Consider the following 16,337-nt stretch of genomic DNA (forward strand, 5'->3'; position numbering starts at 1 on the left):
AGGTGGCGATTATAGCCGTGCAACGGGGCGGCAAGCGAGGCGCGTGATCAAATCAACGGACGATGGCATATGCCTTGCACCACTCTGGGCACCAGCACCCATGCCAACGACCGAATGTGTGCAAAGACAATGGCGTCGTCCCCGGCCTGCTCATGCAAGAACTCGGGACGACGTTTTTTTTGCAAGGTGAACACGCGATGAACGAACCGTCAGCCGGCCCTCTAGCCTGGGTCAATGGCAGCGATGCCCCGGAAAAAACCGAAATCAATCTCGGCTTCATGGCCCTGAGCGACTGCGCCTCGGTGGTTGTCGCCGCCACCCAGGGCTTTGCCCAGCCCCACGGCTTGACCCTGAACCTCAAGCGGCAGTCGTCCTGGGCCAACCTGCGGGACAAACTGGTCAGCGGCGAACTCGATGCCGCCCACAGCCTCTACGGTCTGATTTATGCCGTTCACCTGGGCATCGGTGGCGTGGCCGCGACCGACATGGCCGTGTTGATGGGCCTGAATCAGAACGGCCAGAGCATCAATCTGTCCCACGGTTTGCAAGCGCTTGGAGTGACCAGTCCTGAAGCACTGGATAGGCACGTGCACCAAACTCGCTCAAAACTCACCTTCGCCCAGACGTTTCCCACCGGCACCCATGCCATGTGGTTGTATTACTGGCTCGCCAGCCAGGGCATTCACCCGCTGCTGGATGTCGACAGCGTGGTGGTGCCGCCACCGCAGATGGTCGCGCACCTGCGGGCCGGGCGTATCGACGGCTTCTGCGTCGGCGAACCCTGGTCCGCCAGCGCCGTGCAACAGGACCTCGGTTTCACCCTGGCCACGACCCAGACCCTCTGGCCCGATCATCCGGAGAAGGTCCTCGGCTGCACCCGTGCATTCGTCGAGCAATACCCCAATACCGCGCGGGTGTTGGTGATGGCGGTTCTGGAAGCCAGCCGCTTCATCGAACAAAGCACCGAGAATCGCCGCAGTACCGCACAATTGCTCAGTGCCGCGCAGTACCTTGACGCACCACTGGACTGCATCGAACCACGCCTGCTGGGCGAATACGCCGACGGCCTTGGCCAGCGCTGGCAAGACCCGCACGCGCTGCGCTTTCACGGCGATGGCGAGGTCAACCTGCCGTACCTGTCCGACGGCATGTGGTTCATGACCCAGTTCCGCCGCTGGGGCTTGTTGCGCGATGATCCGGACTATCTCGCGGTTGCCCGGCAGGTCCAGCAACTGGACCTCTACCGTGAAGCCGCCCGTGCCGTCGGCGTCGCTTCGTCAGCCGAGCAAATGCGTAGCAGTCAATTGATCGACGGCAAGATCTGGGACGGTTCGGACCCGGCCGGTTATGCCCGCAGTTTCAAACTGCACGCCATGAGCGACAGCTCGCACCGATCCGCCAGCCGCTGACAGGAGACCACGAACATGCTGCGTATCCTGCTGATCAACGACACCGCCAAGAAAGTCGGACGCCTGAAGGCCGCCCTGACCGAGGCCGGATTCGAAGTGATCGATGAATCCGGTTTGACCATCGACCTGCCAGAACGCGTCGAAACGGTGCGTCCGGATGTGATTCTGATCGATACCGAGTCACCGGGCCGCGATGTCATGGAACAAGTGGTGCTGGTGACACGCGACCAGCCACGACCGATTGTGATGTTCACGGACGAACACGACCCCGATGTGATGCGCCAGGCGATCAAGTCCGGGGTCAGTGCCTACATCGTCGAAGGCATTCACGCACAACGCCTGCAGCCGATTCTCGACGTGGCAATGGCACGCTTCGAAAGCGACCAGGCCTTGCGTGCCCAGTTGCATGCCCGCGACCAGCAATTGGCCGAGCGCAAGCGCATCGAACTGGCCAAGGGAATGCTGATGAAAATGAAGGACTGCAACGAGGAAGAGGCCTACACGCTGATGCGCCGCCAGGCGATGAGCCGCCAGCAGAAGCTGATTCAAGTGGCGGAGCAGATTATTGCCATGAGCGAGTTGCTGGGTTGACCCTGCCACAAAAGCAGTGTTGGCACAGATCTCGCTAAGTAATCACTACAGGTAACCAACGGCGGTTGCCCCACCTACGACAAAGACGTCGCTCACCTCATTTGCCCTTGGCGGATCGGGTGGCGGCGTTTTTTCGTTTTGGCCCCACAGCACGGGGCCGGTGGTGCGGCCGTATCGGCGCCCCACCTGCAAGCTCATGACTCCTTTCGAGACTCTTCACAGCTGAGGTGCGCAATGAATTCAAGCTTCTGGAAATCCGGCCATACACCCACATTGTTCGCAGCGTTCCTCTATTTCGACCTGAGTTTCATGGTCTGGTACCTGCTCGGTCCTTTGGCGGTACAGATCGCCGCCGACCTGCACCTGACGACGCAGCAACGGGGGCTGGTGGTCGCCACGCCGATTCTGGCCGGGGCGGTGTTGCGCTTCGTGATGGGGATGCTGGCTGATCGCCTGTCACCCAAAACCGCCGGCCTGATCGGTCAGGTCATCGTGATCTGCGCGCTATTCGGCGCTTGGAAACTCGGGATCCACAGCTACGAGCAAGCCTTGGTGCTGGGGCTGTTCCTCGGTATGGCCGGCGCCTCCTTCGCCGTCGCCCTGCCCTTGGCCTCGCAGTGGTATCCACCACAGCACCAAGGCAAGGCCATGGGCATCGCCGGCGCGGGTAACTCAGGCACAGTGCTCGCGGCATTGATCGCCCCGGTGCTGGCGGCGGCGTTTGGCTGGAGCAACGTGTTCGGGTTTGCCCTGATTCCGTTGATCCTGACCCTGGTCGTCTTCGCCTGGCTGGCCCGCAATGCCCCCGAGCGGCCAAAGGCCAAATCCATCGCCGACTACTTCAAGGCCCTGGGTGATCGTGACAGCTGGTGGTTCATGTTCTTCTACAGCGTGACGTTCGGCGGCTTCATCGGCCTTGCCAGCGCCCTGCCCGGTTACTTTAACGACCAATACGGCTTGAGCCCGGTGACTGCCGGCTACTACACCGCTGCCTGCGTGTTCGGCGGCAGCCTGATGCGTCCCTTGGGTGGCGCGCTGGCTGACCGGTTCGGCGGCATTCGGACCCTGTTGGCGATGTACACCGTCGCGGCGATCTGCATTGCCGTGGTCGGCTTCAACCTGCCGAGTTCCTACGCCGCACTGGCGCTTTTCGTCTGCACCATGCTCGGTCTGGGTGCAGGCAATGGCGCGGTATTCCAGTTGGTGCCCCAGCGCTTTCGCCGGGAAATCGGCGTGATGACCGGCCTGATCGGCATGGCCGGCGGCATCGGCGGGTTTGCCCTTGCGGCCGGCATGGGCGCGATCAAGCAAAGCACCGGCAGCTATCAACTGGCGCTGTGGTTGTTCGCCAGCCTCGGCGTTCTGGCCTGGTTCGGTCTGCACGGCGTGAAACGTCGCTGGAGAACCACCTGGGGTTCGGCCGCCGTGACGGCTGCGCGGGTCTGACGCCACGATGAGCCTGCAACTGAGTTTCGCTGAAGCCAGCGCCATCGGTCCTCGCGAGGAAAACCAGGACGCCCTGCGCCTGGTCACGCCGGCTCCGGCGCTGGCCGCGAGCAAGGGTTACCTGTTCGCGATTGCCGACGGTGTCAGCCAATGCGTCGATGGCGGTCTGGCTGCCCGTTCGACGCTGCAGGCCCTGGCGCTGGATTACTACGCTACGCCGGAAACCTGGAGCGTCGCACAGGCACTCGATCGTCTGCTGCTGGCGCAAAACCGCTGGTTGCAGGCCAATGGCGGCGGGCAACCGCTGCTGACCACCCTCAGTGCGCTGGTCCTGCGTGGCCGGCGTTTTACCCTGGCCCATGTCGGCGATTGCCGGGTGTATCGCTGGCACGCCGACCAATTGCAGCGAATCAGCGAGGATCACGTCTGGGACCAGCAGGGCATGCAGCATGTGCTGAAACGGGCGCTGGGGCTCGATCAACACCTGGTGCTGGACTTTCTCGACGGTGAGTTGCGCGTCGATGAAAGCTTCGTCCTGCTCAGCGACGGCGTCTGGGCCGTCCTGGGCGATACTGCCATTGCCGCGATCCTGCGGGATCAACCGGACTTGCACAGCGCTGCGCAAACCCTGGTCAATGCCGCACACCTGGCGGGCAGTCAGGACAACGCCAGCGCTCTGCTGGTGCGGGTCGATGCCCTTGGCGAAGCGAGCATTGGCGATGCGTTGATGCACTTACAGCAATGGCCACTGCCGCCAGCCCTGAAACCGGGTCAGGCGTTCGAAGGCTGGCAGGTCGAGGGGATCGTCGCACAGAGCCAGCAATCACTGCTTTATCGCGTTCGCGACAGCCAGCAACAACCCTGGCTGCTGAAAACCCTGCCGGGGCGTTTGCACGACGATCACCAGGCCGGGCAAGCGTTACTGTCGGAAGAATGGTTTCTCAAACGCGTGGCCGGTCGACATTTTCCTGAAGTCCATGCCGCCAGTCAGCGTCAGCATTTGTACTACGTGATGCGTGAGTATTCGGGCGCTACCCTGGCCCAACGGCATGAACAAAGCGGCCCCTTGCCGCTGCCCCAGTGGCAAGACATCGCCGAACGCTTGCTGCGAGCGGTCGGCCTGCTGCATCGACGGCAGATCCTGCATCGCGATATCAAACCGGAAAACCTGTTGCTGGGGGACGATGGTGAGTTGCGCCTGCTGGATTTCGGCCTCGCCTACTGTCCCGGGCTTTCGCAAGACCTGCCCTGGGCGCTGCCGGGCACACCCAGTTACATCGCGCCCGAAGCCTTTCGCGGCGATGTACCGACGCCACGGCAGGATTTGTATGCCGTCGGTGTGACCCTGTATTTCGTGCTCACCGGGCACTATCCCTATGGCGAAATCGAAGCGTTCCAACGCCCGAGGTTTGGCCTCCCGGTCGACGCCAGCCGCTACCGGCCCGACCTGCCGGACTGGATCGCCCATAGCCTGGAGCGCGCCGTGGCAGCGGCCCCCGACCAGCGTTTCGAAACGGCGGAAGAATGGCTGCTGCTGATGGAACAGGGCGAACGCCGCAGCTTGAGCGTACGCCCCAAGCCCTTACTGGAGCGCGAGCCGCTGAAAGTCTGGCGGACATTGGCGCTGGTGTCCTTGCTGCTGAACCTGGTGCTGCTGGTGGTTGCGCTCCATTAACGGGCAATGCGCCTTGAATCGGTGCATTCCCTTACGGCTCTGTCCTTGCGAACGGGGAAATAGCCAACAAACACGGGATTCGAGCGACTTGGCATAACCACTGCATTACCTCTTGCAACAGACATACAGCGCAGGCTTCAACGACGAAGGTTGCACTTCCCGAGAGAACGGGACCAGGACAAAGGCGTCCTCGCTAGGCAACTAGCGGGACGCCTTTTTTTGTTTGCGCAAAATTTGTCGAGCATGGCCTGAACCCCGATGAGGCAGGCCTGAGCTCCCCGGAGAACCTGATGAAAAAACTAAAACTGGTGATGATCGGCAACGGCATGGCCGGGGTCCGAACCCTGGAAGAGCTGCTCAAACTGAGCACTGAGCTGTACGACATCACGGTCTTCGGCGCCGAACCGCACACCAACTACAACCGCATCCTGTTGTCGCCGGTGTTGGCGGGTGAACAGACCTTCGAAGAGATCGTGCTCAACGACCTGGACTGGTACCTGGAAAACAACATCAAGCTGCTGCTCAACCGCAAGGTGGTGGAGATCGACCGGGTCAAGCGCCGGGTCATCGCCGAAGACGGCAGCGAAGCCGAATACGATCGCCTGCTGATCGCCACCGGCTCGACGCCCTTCATCCTGCCCATTCCCGGCAACACCCTTGAGGGCGTGATCGGCTACCGTGACATCGCCGACACCCAGGCCATGATCGACACCGCGAAAACCCACCGTCACGCCGTGGTGATCGGCGGCGGCCTGCTCGGTCTGGAGGCCGCCAATGGCCTGATGCTGCGGGGCATGCACGTGACCGTGGTGCATATCGGCGAGTGGTTGCTGGAACGGCAACTGGACAAGACCAGCGGCCAGCTACTGCAAAGCGCGCTGGAATCTCGCGGCCTGCACTTTCGCCTGTGCGAGCAGACCCAGGCCTTGCACGACGCGGGCAACGGCCGGGTCGGATCGGTGCAATTCAAGAACGGCGACATCATCCCCGCCGACCTGGTCGTGATGGCCGCCGGCATTCGCCCCAATACCGAACTGGCGGAGAAATCCGGCATTCCGTGCAGCCGCGGGATTCTGGTCAACGACACACTGCAAACCTACGACCCACGGATCTATGCCATCGGTGAGTGTGCCAGTCACCGCGGCATCGCCTATGGCTTGGTGGCGCCGCTGTTCGAACAGGCCAAAGTCTGCGCCAACCACCTCGCCCAACTGGGTTTTGCCACCTACAAGGGGTCGGTGACCTCGACCAAATTGAAGGTTACCGGCATCGACCTGTTCTCCGCCGGCGACTTCATGGGCGGTGAAGGCACCGAGACCATCACCCTCTCGGACCCGATTGGCGGGGTCTACAAGAAACTGGTGATCAAGGATGACGTGCTGGTCGGTGCCTGCCTGTACGGCGATACGGCAGATGGCGGCTGGTATTTCCGGCAGATCCGTGAGAATCACGCCATCGGCGAGATCCGCGATCATCTGATGTTTGGTGAAAATGCACTTGGCGATGTAGGACATCAGGGCCAGGACAAAGCCATGAGCATGGCCGAAACCGCCGAAGTCTGCGGCTGCAACGGTGTGTGCAAGGGCACCATCGTCAAGGCCATTCAGGAACACGGGCTGTTCAGTGTCGACGACGTCAAGAAACACACCAAGGCTGCCAGCTCCTGCGGCTCCTGCGCTGGCCTCGTCGAACAGATCCTGATCAACACCGTGGGCGGCGCCGCGGACGTCAAACCGAAAAGCGAAAAGGCCATCTGCGGCTGCAGCGACCTCAACCACGGGCAAATCCGCCAGGCCATCCGCGAGCAGCACCTGCTGACAATCGCCGGCACCATGAGCTACCTGAACTGGCGCACACCCAACGGCTGCGCCACCTGCCGGCCGGCGCTCAACTACTACCTGATTTCCACCTGGCCTGGGGAAGCCAAGGACGATCCGCAATCGCGCCTGATCAACGAAAGGGCCCACGCCAACATTCAGAAAGACGGTACCTACTCTGTAGTCCCGCGGATGTGGGGCGGCGTGACCAACCCTTCAGAGCTGCGGCGCATTGCCGACGTCGCCGACAAGTACAACGTGCCGATGGTCAAGGTCACCGGTGGCCAGCGCATCGACTTGCTGGGCATCCGCAAGCAAGACCTGCCGGGGGTGTGGAAAGACCTGGACATGCCGTCCGGCCACGCCTACGGCAAATCCATCCGTACGGTGAAAACCTGCGTCGGCAGCGAGTTCTGCCGCTTTGGCACCCAGAACTCCACACAACTTGGCATTGAACTGGAACATGACCTGTTCAACATGTGGTCGCCGCACAAGGTGAAGCTGGCTGTCTCCGGTTGCCCGCGCAACTGCTCGGAAGCCGGTATCAAGGATGTGGGAATTATCGGTGTGGACTCCGGCTGGGAGATGTACATCGGTGGCAACGGCGGGATCAAGACCGAAGTCGCGGAGTTCTTCGTCAAGCTGAAGACCGCCGAAGAAGTGCGCGAATACAACGGTGCATTCCTGCAGCTCTATCGCGAAGAAGCCTTCTACCTCGAACGCACCGTGCACTACCTGCAACGGGTCGGCATGGAACATATCAAGAAAGCCGTGCTGGAAGATCCGGAGCGGCGCAAGGCGCTCAACGATCGCCTGCAGTTCTCGCTGTCGTTCGAACAGGACCCGTGGAAGGAACGCCTGGAACAGCCCCAGCTGAAAAAAGAATTCGACGTCATCCCCGTGAAAAACCTGGAGGTGCTGGCATGAACTGGCTGGATATCTGCGCACTGGAAGAGATCAATGCCCTGGGCTCGCGGATCATCGCCGGGCCAAAGGGAGACATCGCGATTTTTCGTACCAGCGACGACGAAGTGTTCGCCCTTGACGACCGCTGCCCGCACAAGGGCGGCCCGTTGTCCCAAGGCCTGGTCTATGGCAAGCGGGTGGCCTGCCCGTTGCACAACTGGCAAATCGACCTGGAAAGCGGCGAAGCCCTGGCCCCGGACATCGGCTGTGCCCATCACCATCTCGCCCGGGTGGAAAATGGCCGAGTGATGCTGGCCCTGCGGGATGCAGGCTGATGGACCGCCAGATCACTGCATCCACCTGCTGTTACTGCGGGGTCGGCTGTGGCGTGCTGATCGAACACGACGGCGAGCGCATCCTCGGCGTCAGCGGCGACCCGGCGCACCCGGCCAATTTCGGCAAACTGTGCAGCAAGGGTTCGACCCTGCACCTGACCGGCGACTTGACGGCGCGGGCGCTGTACCCCGAACTGCGTCTCGGTAAAGGCCTGGCCCGTCACCGCACCGATTGGGATACCGCCCTCGATCACGCTACCAGCGTGTTTGCCGCGACCATTGCCGAACATGGCCCGGACAGCGTCGCGTTCTACATTTCCGGGCAACTGTTGACCGAGGACTACTACGCCTTCAACAAGCTGGCACGTGCCCTGGTAGGCACCAACAACATCGACAGCAATTCGCGCCTGTGCATGTCCTCGGCGGTGGTCGGCTACAAGCGCAGCCTGGGTGCCGACGCCCCGCCCTGCAGCTACGAAGACCTGGAGCTGAGCGATTGCGTGATGATCGTCGGCAGCAACATGGCCTACGCTCACCCGGTGCTGTTTCGCCGGCTGGAAGCCGCCAAATCCCGCCGGCCGCAGATGAAGGTCATCGTCATTGACCCTCGTCGTACAGACACCTGCGATCTGGCTGACCTGCACCTGGCGATCTTGCCGGGCACCGATGTCGCCCTGTTCCATGGGATTTTGCATCTGCTGCTGTGGGAAGACTGGATCGATCGTGACTTCATCCGGGACCACACCGAAGGCCTGGCCGAGCTGAAAAACCTGGTGCGTGACTACACGCCGCAAATGGTTTCGCAGCTCTGCGGAATCAGCCTCGGGCAATTGCAGCAATGTGCCGAGTGGATCGGCACATCACCGAGCTTTCTGTCGCTGTGGTGCATGGGGCTTAACCAGTCCACCGCCGGCAGCGCGAAAAACAGTGCACTGATCAACCTGCACCTGGCCACCGGGCAGATCGGTCGTCCCGGCGCCGGACCTTTCTCCCTCACCGGTCAGCCAAATGCCATGGGCGGGCGGGAAACCGGCAGTTTGTCCAACCTGCTGCCCGGCCACCGTGACGCCGCCAATGCACAACACCGTGAGCAAGTCGCGTCCTACTGGGGCGTCGAGCAACTGCCGGAAAATCCCGGACTCACCGCAATCGAGCTGTTTGAGCAAGTGCGCAACGGCAAGATCAAGGCGCTATGGATCGCCTGTACCAACCCCGCGCAATCCATGCCGGACCAGACGGCCGTGCGCGCAGCCTTGCAAGCCTGCCCGTTCGTGGTGCTGCAGGAAGCCTTCAGCACCACTGAAACCGCGAAGTTCGCCGACCTTCTGCTGCCCGCTGCCAGTTGGGGTGAAAAGGAAGGTTGCGTGACCAACTCCGAGCGGCGCATTTCCCACGTACGCCAGGCAATCGTCGCACCGGGTGAGGCGCGGCCGGACTGGGCAATCACCGTAGATTTCGCACAACGTCTGGAAAAACACCTGCGTCCCGGCCAAACCAGCCTGTTTGAATTTGATAATCCCGCTCAGGTCTTTGACGAATACAAACAACTGACTCAAGGCCGCGACCTGGATCTGTCCGGCATCAGCCATGCACTGATCGATCGTCTCGGCCCGCAGCAATGGCCCTTCCCTGTGGGTGCCGTTGAAGGTACGGCACGGCTGTACGTCGACGGGATATTTGCCACTGCCAATGGGCGCGCAAAGTTCGTGGCCGATCCGTATCGCGCCGCCAAAGAGCAACGGGATGCTCGCTTCCCGCTGACCCTGATCACCGGCCGCCTGCGCGATCAATGGCACGGCATGAGCCGCACCGGCACAGCCGCGCAGCTATTCGGCCATGTCAACGAAGCGGAGTTGAGCCTGCACCCGGACGAACTGCGCCGCCATCGCCTGCAGCCTGGGGATCTGGTCAGCCTGAAAAGCCGACGCGGCGCCGTCGTCGTCGCGGTTGCCAGCGATGACAGCGTGCGCCCGGGCCAGGCCTTTTTGCCGATGCATTGGGGCGACCGTTTTCTCAAGGGCGGGGTGAACAGCCTCACCCTGCCCGCATTCGATCCTTTGTCAAAACAGCCCGAACTTAAACACAGCGGCGTTCGCCTGGATCCGGTGGATTTGCCCTGGAAACTGTTCGCACTGATCGAGGGCGATGTTCAACGGCATTTTGAGACGCTACGACCGCTCTGTGAGGCGTTTTCCTACGTCAGCCTCAGCCTTGTTGGTCGCGAGCGCCCTGCCCTGCTTGTACGGGCGGCCAATACTTCAGCACCTTCGGCAGAGCTGCTAAGCGAAATCGATAAAAACCTGGCGCTCGATGACGGCCCGGTGCTGGCTTACGACGACCCTCGACGGGCCATCGGCAAGCGCGTGCGGATCGAAAATGGCCGGATCACTGCCATTCGATTGGCCGGTGAAACCCTTGCCCAGCACTGGTTGCAGGGGCTGTGGCTCGAAGGTCGCGCGGACCAGCAACTGCGGCGCTGGTTGCTTGCGCCGCTGAGCGCACCACCGGGCAATCTCGACGCGCCCGTCAACGCGAACAAGATCCTGTGCAATTGCAAGAACGTCGGCCAGAACGCGATCTGCGCTGGCATCAGCCGCGGCTTGGACTTGCAGGGACTCAAGCAAGAACTGGGTTGCGGCACGCAATGCGGGTCCTGCGTTCCGGAAATCAAACGCCTGCTGGCTGCCACGGCGCAGCCAATCACCGTCTTCTCGTGAGGAAAACACTATGAGTGCAAAAGTCTGGCTGGTAGGTGCGGGCCCGGGTGATCCGGAGTTGCTCACGTTGAAAGCGGTACGCGCCTTGCGCGAGGCTGATGTGGTGCTGATCGATGACCTGGTCAATGTCGCGGTACTCGAGCATTGCCCCGGGGCACGGATCATCCCGGTGGGCAAGCGCGGTGGCTGCCGCTCCACCCCGCAAGCGTTCATCCATCGCCTGATGCTTCGTTATGCCCGGCAGGGTAAATGCGTGGCCCGGCTCAAGGGCGGAGATCCGTGCATTTTCGGTCGAGGTGGTGAAGAAGCGCAGTGGTTGCGTGAGCGTGGGGTCGAAGCCGAGTTGGTCAACGGCATCACTGCCGGGCTGGCGGGGGCAACGCAATGCGATATTCCGCTGACTTTGCGCGGTGTCGCCCGTGGTGTCACGCTGGTCACCGCACACACCCAGGACGACAGCCAATTGAACTGGCAGGCACTGGCTCAAGGCGGAACGACATTGGTGATTTACATGGGAGTGGCCAAGCTCGGTGAAATCCGTGAGCAGCTAATGGCCGGTGGCATGGCGACGGATACGCCCGTGGCCATGATTGAAAATGCTTCCTTGCCCCATCAACGGGAATGTCGGAGCACTCTTACAGAAATGGATGAAGCGGCCTACAGATTCCAGCTGAAAAGCCCTGCCATACTGGTGATCGGCGCAGTGGCAGCCAGTGCAACTCAATCCCTGTGGGAGCATGATTTGCCTGTGATGGCGGCGGATCAGTCAGCGTAGTTTCAGCTGTTTCACCAAATCGCAGACAAAGAAAAGCCCGGCCTGAGCCGGGCTTTTCAGAGCTGCGAGCTAATTACTTAGCTTGAGCTTCAACCTGCGCTTCTACGCGACGGTTAACAGCGCGACCAGCTTCAGTTTTGTTGTCAGCAACTGGGCGGGATTCGCCGTAGCCAACGGACTGAACGCGGGACGACTCAACACCGTACTGGTTGGTCAGAACTTGCTTAACGGCGCTTGCACGACGCTCGGACAGTTTCTGGTTGTAAGCGTCAGGACCGACGGAGTCAGTGTGACCTTCAACAGTAGTGGTGGTGGATGGGTACTGCTTCATGAAGTCAGCCAGGTTCTTGATGTCGCCGTAGCTGTTTGGCTTGACTACCGACTTGTCGAAGTCGAACTTCACGTCCAGCTCTACACGAACGACTTCAGCAACAGCTGGGCAGCCATCAGCGTCAACAGTTACGTTGGCTGGGGTGTCAGGGCACTTGTCAACGTTGTCGCAAACGCCGTCGTTGTCGCTGTCGGAGCAAACTTCTGGAGCTGGAGCTGCAGCGACAGGCTTGTTGCCGCCACCGAAGTTAACACCCAGACCTACGGACGGGATGTAGTCCCAACGGCCGTTGTCCAGCTTGTAGTCAGCTTCTACGCCAGCACGAGCGTAGACGTTTTCCAGGAAGTAGTACTTCAGGCCAGCGCCAGCAGTCAGGAAAGTCGACTGGTCACGACCGGTGTGGCCGTCAGCGGCTACGTTGGTCATGCTGCCGTGCTTAACACCACCTTGAACGTAAGGACGCAGAGCGTCGCCAGCGTTGTTGAAGTGGTACTGAGCGTTCAGACCGAACTGGTCGCCTTCGATTTTCTGATTACCAGTACCGTTGTTCGAACGGGTGTGGTCGTCATTGTTGTAGGTCAAGTTCAACGATACGTCGTCGGTCAAGAAGTAACCGATGGAGGCGCCAGGAGTGTAGCCGTCTTCAACGTTGTTAACGCTGTCGTTGTACTTCTTCCCGTAGTTGAGCTCGCCTTCAACTGCGCCTTGGCCTTGTGCCAATGCGCCGAACGAAGTAGCGGCAATAAGAGTACCAATGGCCAAGCCCAAGGTGTTTTTCAGTTTCATCCGTTAAATCCCCATCTGGTGATTGTGAAGCAGTCCCGCAAACCGGGGGACAACTCGGCGGCAAGTCTAACAGAACTTGCCTACACGTAAGAGATATTTGCGCTGAACTAAGTTTCAGCAATGCCTGCAAATTTCTCACGCAATTTATCTAGAGCGCGTTTGTACCGCATTTTTGTTGCACTCAAACCCATATGCATGATGTCTGCGATCTCCTGAAACTCCAGCTCTGCGACAAATCGTAGCACCAGAATTTCCCGGTCAATCGGGTTCACATACACCAACCAGCGATCAAGTCCACCCTTTTCCTCAGGTTTCGGCGTCTTTTCTTCGGACGCTTCCTCGAGGGGGTCAAGACTCAATGCGTCCATCAAGCGACGCTTTCGCCTTTCCTTCCGATACTGTGTGATGCACTCGTTGTACGTGATGCTATATAGCCATGTCTTGAACTTCGATTTACCTTCGAAGTTCTTCAGGCCATACAGCACCTTCAACATGACCTCCTGACAGACATCGTCTGCGTCGCGATCGTTCCCGAGATAGCGTGCGCACACGTTAAATAATGTTCGCTGGTAACGCCGCATCAGTTCTTCATAAGCGCGTGTTACGTGAAACAGCTCGGTATGCGAGCGCGCGACCAACTCCTCATCAGAGAGCTCGCGGGGGTCGTAGCGCATGGATAACGATTGGGCTTTATTCAAAACAAGTCGGGCCGACAGTCAGGTCAATGTCCGCCGCTGCCAGCGTGAGCAGGCATTTTGCGGCGGCATACATTAGCAGGGTTTGCCGGGTTAGCGGCTACTCACATGCTGCTCAAGGAGAATCCGATTGGAAAGAGAGACTAGCTCACCCTCATCGGTCAGCAATGTGGTTTTAACCGTGCCGATCTCTTCGATCTGGCCTTCGACCTCGCCAACCCGCACTTGTTGCCCAACCTGGTACAGCTCACGCACGTAGATTCCCGCAAGAATCTGGCCGGCAATTTCCCGGCTTCCCAACCCCATGGCCAGCGCTACCGCCAGACCAACGGTTATCAACACAATCACGATCACATGGTTGAGCAGGTCAGTCTTGACCTCCAACTGGCTGATCGCAACCGAAATACTAATGATGATCACCAAGCCCTGGGCAATCCGCCCAAGCCCTGAAGCATAGTCCAGACCCACGCCTTCTGCTGCTCCGCGCACCAGTCCGTTGGCCAGTTGCGCCAGCAGCACACCTACCAGCAACACCAGCGCCGCGCCGAATACCTTCGGCAAATACAGCGCAAGCATGTCCAGCGTAGCTGAAACTCGCTCAAGGCCAAGAGATTCTGCCGCAGAAACCAGAAAAATAAGCAGAACGAACCAATAGACGATCTTGCCGATCAGGGTCGAAATAGGAACTTGCAACCCTGCGCGGGACAGCAATTTGGTCAGGCCGGTGCCGCCCATCAAGCGGTCAAGGCCCAATTTGGCGAGCAACTTGGAGAGCAAGGTGTCCAGCAGCTTGGCCACGACAAAACCCAACAGCAGCACAACCAGTGCGCCGAAGAGGTTCGGAATGAAGTTCGCAACCTTGGTCCACAACGCAGTCATTGCAGTGACGAGGCTCTGAGTCCAGAGATCAAGTTCCATATTCAATCAGCCTTATCAGCAGTGCGAGCAGTAGGTTTACGAAGACGGGATACCGGCGCGACATGGGCCGATCCGTTGTTGAGGGCGATCATCAGTGCGGGCAACCAGCGCCCCAGCAGACTGAACAAATCACCGGCGCCGACCTGGCGGTTGGCGGTTTTCAGCACACGCCCCAGGCACGCATCGTCGTCCCGGGTGGACGGTGAGGCGTTGAGCATGTCGCGTAAAGACTGTTCAAACGGATCGTGCATACGCACCTCTCGTGATGTCTGTGGGAGACGCGGTCAGATTTGGTCGGGTCACATGGTTTCCCTCAGACCCAGCGCAAACGTCGGAACAACCACCACTGCCCCAGCGCCACCAAGACCATCATCAGGCAGGCGATCAGAAAGCCGTAAGGGCTGGCAGAGAATGGAATTCCACCGACGTTGATCCCCAAAAGCCCGGTCAGAAAACTCATCGGCAAAAAGATCCCGGTGATGATCCCGAAGCGATACATCGTGCGGTTCATGCGCACGCTCAAGCGACGGTCCTCAGCCTCCAGAACCAGCCCCACTCGCTCCCGGGTCAATTCCAGCTCTTCAAGATAACGAGTCAGGCTGTTGTTCAATTCGTTCCAGTAATCACCATCATCCTCGACGAACCAGGGCAACTTGATTCGCGTCAACTGCCCGAAAATGTCCCGCTGCGGAGCAAGAAAGCGCTTCAACGCAGCCGCCCGGCGACGAATCTGCAAAACCGATCCGTGCTCAGGAGTATACCGTTCGTCGGCATCCAGTTTTTCTTCTTCCTCATCGACCACTTCCGAGAGACAGCTGACCAGATCCTGCACCTTGTTGGTGAGGTACTGCGCCATGCAAAGGATGAGTTCGGAGGCGGTTTTCGGCCCCTTGCCCTCGGACAGTTGCACCAGCAGTTCATCGGTGGCACGCAACGGACGCAAACGCAGGGAAATGACACGCTGGGCAGAGCCGAAGATCCGCACCGACACCATGTCTTCCGGCTCGGCACCGGGGTTCAGATTGACCCCGCGCAAAAATAGCAGCAGTTCGCTGTCGGAAAGCTGTAAAAGTCGCGGACGGGTGTTTTCTTCGAGTAACAGGTCACAGCTGAATTCGCTAAGACCGCTGGATTTGCGCAACCAGGTCCGGGTTTGCGGATGACTGCGATCCCAGTGCAGCCACAGGCTTTCATGGGCCTGCAGCTGCAAGTCATCGAGTTCAGTCCGGGCAATCGAACGCGCGCCGCCTTTACCGTCCAGTACCAGGGCATGCACCAGCCCCCATTGCGCGTTTTCTTCCTCGAACATCCGCACTCCTTTGGTCGACCCGCGCTTTATTCAGGCATTTTCAGCGGGCTGGGCGAGATGATCACGCCGTTGTTGTCCGCATAGATGTAATGGCCCGGGTGGAAGGTCACGCCAGCGAAGGTCACGGCAACGTTGAGATCGCCGATACCGCGCTTGTCGGTTTTCATTGGGTGGCTGGCCAGTGCCTGAACCCCCAGGTCGGTTTGCGCGATGACGTCGACGTCACGGATGCAACCGTAGATCACCAGGCCTTCCCAGCCATTCTTGGCCGCTTTCTCGGCGAGCATGTCACCCAGCAGCGCACGGCGCAGAGAGCCCCCGCCATCGACCACCAGGACCTTGCCATCGCCCTTGAGCTCGACTTGCTCCTTGACCAGCGAGTTGTCCTCGAAGCATTTGATGGTCACGATTTCGCCACCGAAGGAATCACGGCCGCCGAAATTGCTGAACATCGGTTCCAGCACCTGCACCAGTTCCGGATAGGCATCGCACAGGTCAGGCGTGAGGTAATGGATCATCGAGAAACTCCTGTGAAGAGGAAGACAGCACGAACATCAGTGATGGCTCAGCCACGCAAAGTGACCAGAACAGCTCAATGCGTCATATCTTAGCCGCAAGCCGACCAGA

14 protein-coding genes are annotated in these 16,337 nt (G+C 60.0%); 8 read left to right on the forward strand and 6 right to left on the reverse strand.

Going from position 1 to position 16,337, the window contains the following annotated elements; genetic code table 11:
• Positions 1–197 precede the first annotated feature (197 nt).
• From VC35_RS23525 to cobA, 8 genes are all read left to right on the forward strand, one after another.
• Positions 198–1,409, forward strand: coding sequence for a CmpA/NrtA family ABC transporter substrate-binding protein (locus VC35_RS23525; RefSeq protein ID WP_046042960.1), 1,212 nt, complete (start codon positions 198–200; stop codon positions 1,407–1,409).
• Between the two features lie 15 nt (positions 1,410–1,424).
• The gene (locus VC35_RS23530; RefSeq protein WP_046042882.1) at positions 1,425–2,000 is read left to right on the forward strand and encodes an ANTAR domain-containing response regulator; all 576 of its coding nucleotides are present in this window, start codon (positions 1,425–1,427) and stop codon (positions 1,998–2,000) included.
• A gap of 234 nt (positions 2,001–2,234) precedes the next feature.
• Positions 2,235–3,446 (forward strand): nitrate/nitrite transporter, encoded by a 1,212-nt coding sequence (locus tag VC35_RS23535; RefSeq protein ID WP_046042884.1) that lies wholly within the window; start codon positions 2,235–2,237, stop codon positions 3,444–3,446.
• 7 nt (positions 3,447–3,453) lie between these two features.
• Positions 3,454–5,121, forward strand: coding sequence for a bifunctional protein-serine/threonine kinase/phosphatase (locus tag VC35_RS23540; protein WP_046042885.1), 1,668 nt, complete (start codon positions 3,454–3,456; stop codon positions 5,119–5,121).
• Between the two features lie 290 nt (positions 5,122–5,411).
• Positions 5,412–7,865 (forward strand): nitrite reductase large subunit NirB, encoded by a 2,454-nt coding sequence (nirB, locus tag VC35_RS23545; protein ID WP_046042887.1) that lies wholly within the window; start codon positions 5,412–5,414, stop codon positions 7,863–7,865.
• Complete coding sequence (gene nirD / locus VC35_RS23550; RefSeq protein WP_046042889.1) at positions 7,862–8,179, forward strand: nitrite reductase small subunit NirD; 318 nt, start codon at positions 7,862–7,864, stop codon at positions 8,177–8,179. The genes nirB and nirD overlap by 4 nt, the downstream gene beginning before the upstream one ends.
• A complete protein-coding gene (locus tag VC35_RS23555) occupies positions 8,179–10,896 on the forward strand; it encodes a nitrate reductase (RefSeq protein ID WP_046042891.1) in 2,718 nt (905 codons plus the stop codon). Before nirD ends, VC35_RS23555 begins: the two co-directional genes overlap by 1 nt.
• Before the next feature lie 10 nt (positions 10,897–10,906).
• The gene (cobA, locus tag VC35_RS23560) at positions 10,907–11,671 is read left to right on the forward strand and encodes a uroporphyrinogen-III C-methyltransferase (RefSeq protein ID WP_046042893.1); all 765 of its coding nucleotides are present in this window, start codon (positions 10,907–10,909) and stop codon (positions 11,669–11,671) included.
• A gap of 73 nt (positions 11,672–11,744) precedes the next feature.
• Here cobA and VC35_RS23565 read toward each other — a convergent pair whose 3' ends face one another.
• From VC35_RS23565 to rraA, 6 genes are all read right to left on the reverse strand, one after another.
• Positions 11,745–12,788, reverse strand: coding sequence for an OmpA family protein (locus VC35_RS23565; RefSeq protein ID WP_046042894.1), 1,044 nt, complete (start codon positions 12,786–12,788; stop codon positions 11,745–11,747).
• Positions 12,789–12,895: 107 nt separating this feature from the next.
• Entirely contained in the window at positions 12,896–13,486 is a 591-nt protein-coding gene (gene sigX / locus VC35_RS23570; RefSeq protein WP_015096065.1) for an RNA polymerase sigma factor SigX, read from the reverse strand.
• Positions 13,487–13,576: 90 nt separating this feature from the next.
• Complete coding sequence (locus VC35_RS23575) at positions 13,577–14,401, reverse strand: mechanosensitive ion channel family protein (RefSeq protein WP_008048604.1); 825 nt, start codon at positions 14,399–14,401, stop codon at positions 13,577–13,579.
• A gap of 2 nt (positions 14,402–14,403) precedes the next feature.
• Positions 14,404–14,652 (reverse strand): hypothetical protein, encoded by a 249-nt coding sequence (locus VC35_RS23580; RefSeq protein ID WP_008017601.1) that lies wholly within the window; start codon positions 14,650–14,652, stop codon positions 14,404–14,406.
• Between the two features lie 62 nt (positions 14,653–14,714).
• Positions 14,715–15,710, reverse strand: a complete 996-nt coding sequence (locus tag VC35_RS23585; protein ID WP_046042896.1) for a zinc transporter ZntB — start codon at positions 15,708–15,710, stop codon at positions 14,715–14,717.
• 26 nt (positions 15,711–15,736) lie between these two features.
• Positions 15,737–16,225 (reverse strand): ribonuclease E activity regulator RraA, encoded by a 489-nt coding sequence (gene rraA, locus VC35_RS23590; RefSeq protein WP_172435379.1) that lies wholly within the window; start codon positions 16,223–16,225, stop codon positions 15,737–15,739.
• Between the last annotated feature and the right edge of the window lie 112 nt (positions 16,226–16,337).

Source organism: Pseudomonas fluorescens (assembly GCF_000967965.1).
Classification (GTDB): domain Bacteria; phylum Pseudomonadota; class Gammaproteobacteria; order Pseudomonadales; family Pseudomonadaceae; genus Aquipseudomonas; species Aquipseudomonas grandcourensis.

What these genes read in the sequence shown, in the direction of transcription:
- VC35_RS23525 (WP_046042960.1), top strand. Translation starts at nt 198, where the DNA reads ATGAACGAACCGTCAGCCGGCCCTCTAGCCTGGGTCAATGGCAGCGAT.
- VC35_RS23530 (WP_046042882.1), top strand. Translation starts at nt 1,425, where the DNA reads ATGCTGCGTATCCTGCTGATCAACGACACCGCCAAGAAAGTCGGACGC.
- VC35_RS23535 (WP_046042884.1), top strand. Translation starts at nt 2,235, where the DNA reads ATGAATTCAAGCTTCTGGAAATCCGGCCATACACCCACATTGTTCGCA.
- VC35_RS23540 (WP_046042885.1), top strand. Translation starts at nt 3,454, where the DNA reads ATGAGCCTGCAACTGAGTTTCGCTGAAGCCAGCGCCATCGGTCCTCGC.
- nirB (WP_046042887.1), top strand. Translation starts at nt 5,412, where the DNA reads ATGAAAAAACTAAAACTGGTGATGATCGGCAACGGCATGGCCGGGGTC.
- nirD (WP_046042889.1), top strand. Translation starts at nt 7,862, where the DNA reads ATGAACTGGCTGGATATCTGCGCACTGGAAGAGATCAATGCCCTGGGC.
- VC35_RS23555 (WP_046042891.1), top strand. Translation starts at nt 8,179, where the DNA reads ATGGACCGCCAGATCACTGCATCCACCTGCTGTTACTGCGGGGTCGGC.
- cobA (WP_046042893.1), top strand. Translation starts at nt 10,907, where the DNA reads ATGAGTGCAAAAGTCTGGCTGGTAGGTGCGGGCCCGGGTGATCCGGAG.
- VC35_RS23565 (WP_046042894.1), bottom strand. Translation starts at nt 12,788, where the DNA reads ATGAAACTGAAAAACACCTTGGGCTTGGCCATTGGTACTCTTATTGCC.
- VC35_RS23575 (WP_008048604.1), bottom strand. Translation starts at nt 14,401, where the DNA reads ATGGAACTTGATCTCTGGACTCAGAGCCTCGTCACTGCAATGACTGCG.
- VC35_RS23580 (WP_008017601.1), bottom strand. Translation starts at nt 14,652, where the DNA reads ATGCACGATCCGTTTGAACAGTCTTTACGCGACATGCTCAACGCCTCA.
- VC35_RS23585 (WP_046042896.1), bottom strand. Translation starts at nt 15,710, where the DNA reads ATGTTCGAGGAAGAAAACGCGCAATGGGGGCTGGTGCATGCCCTGGTA.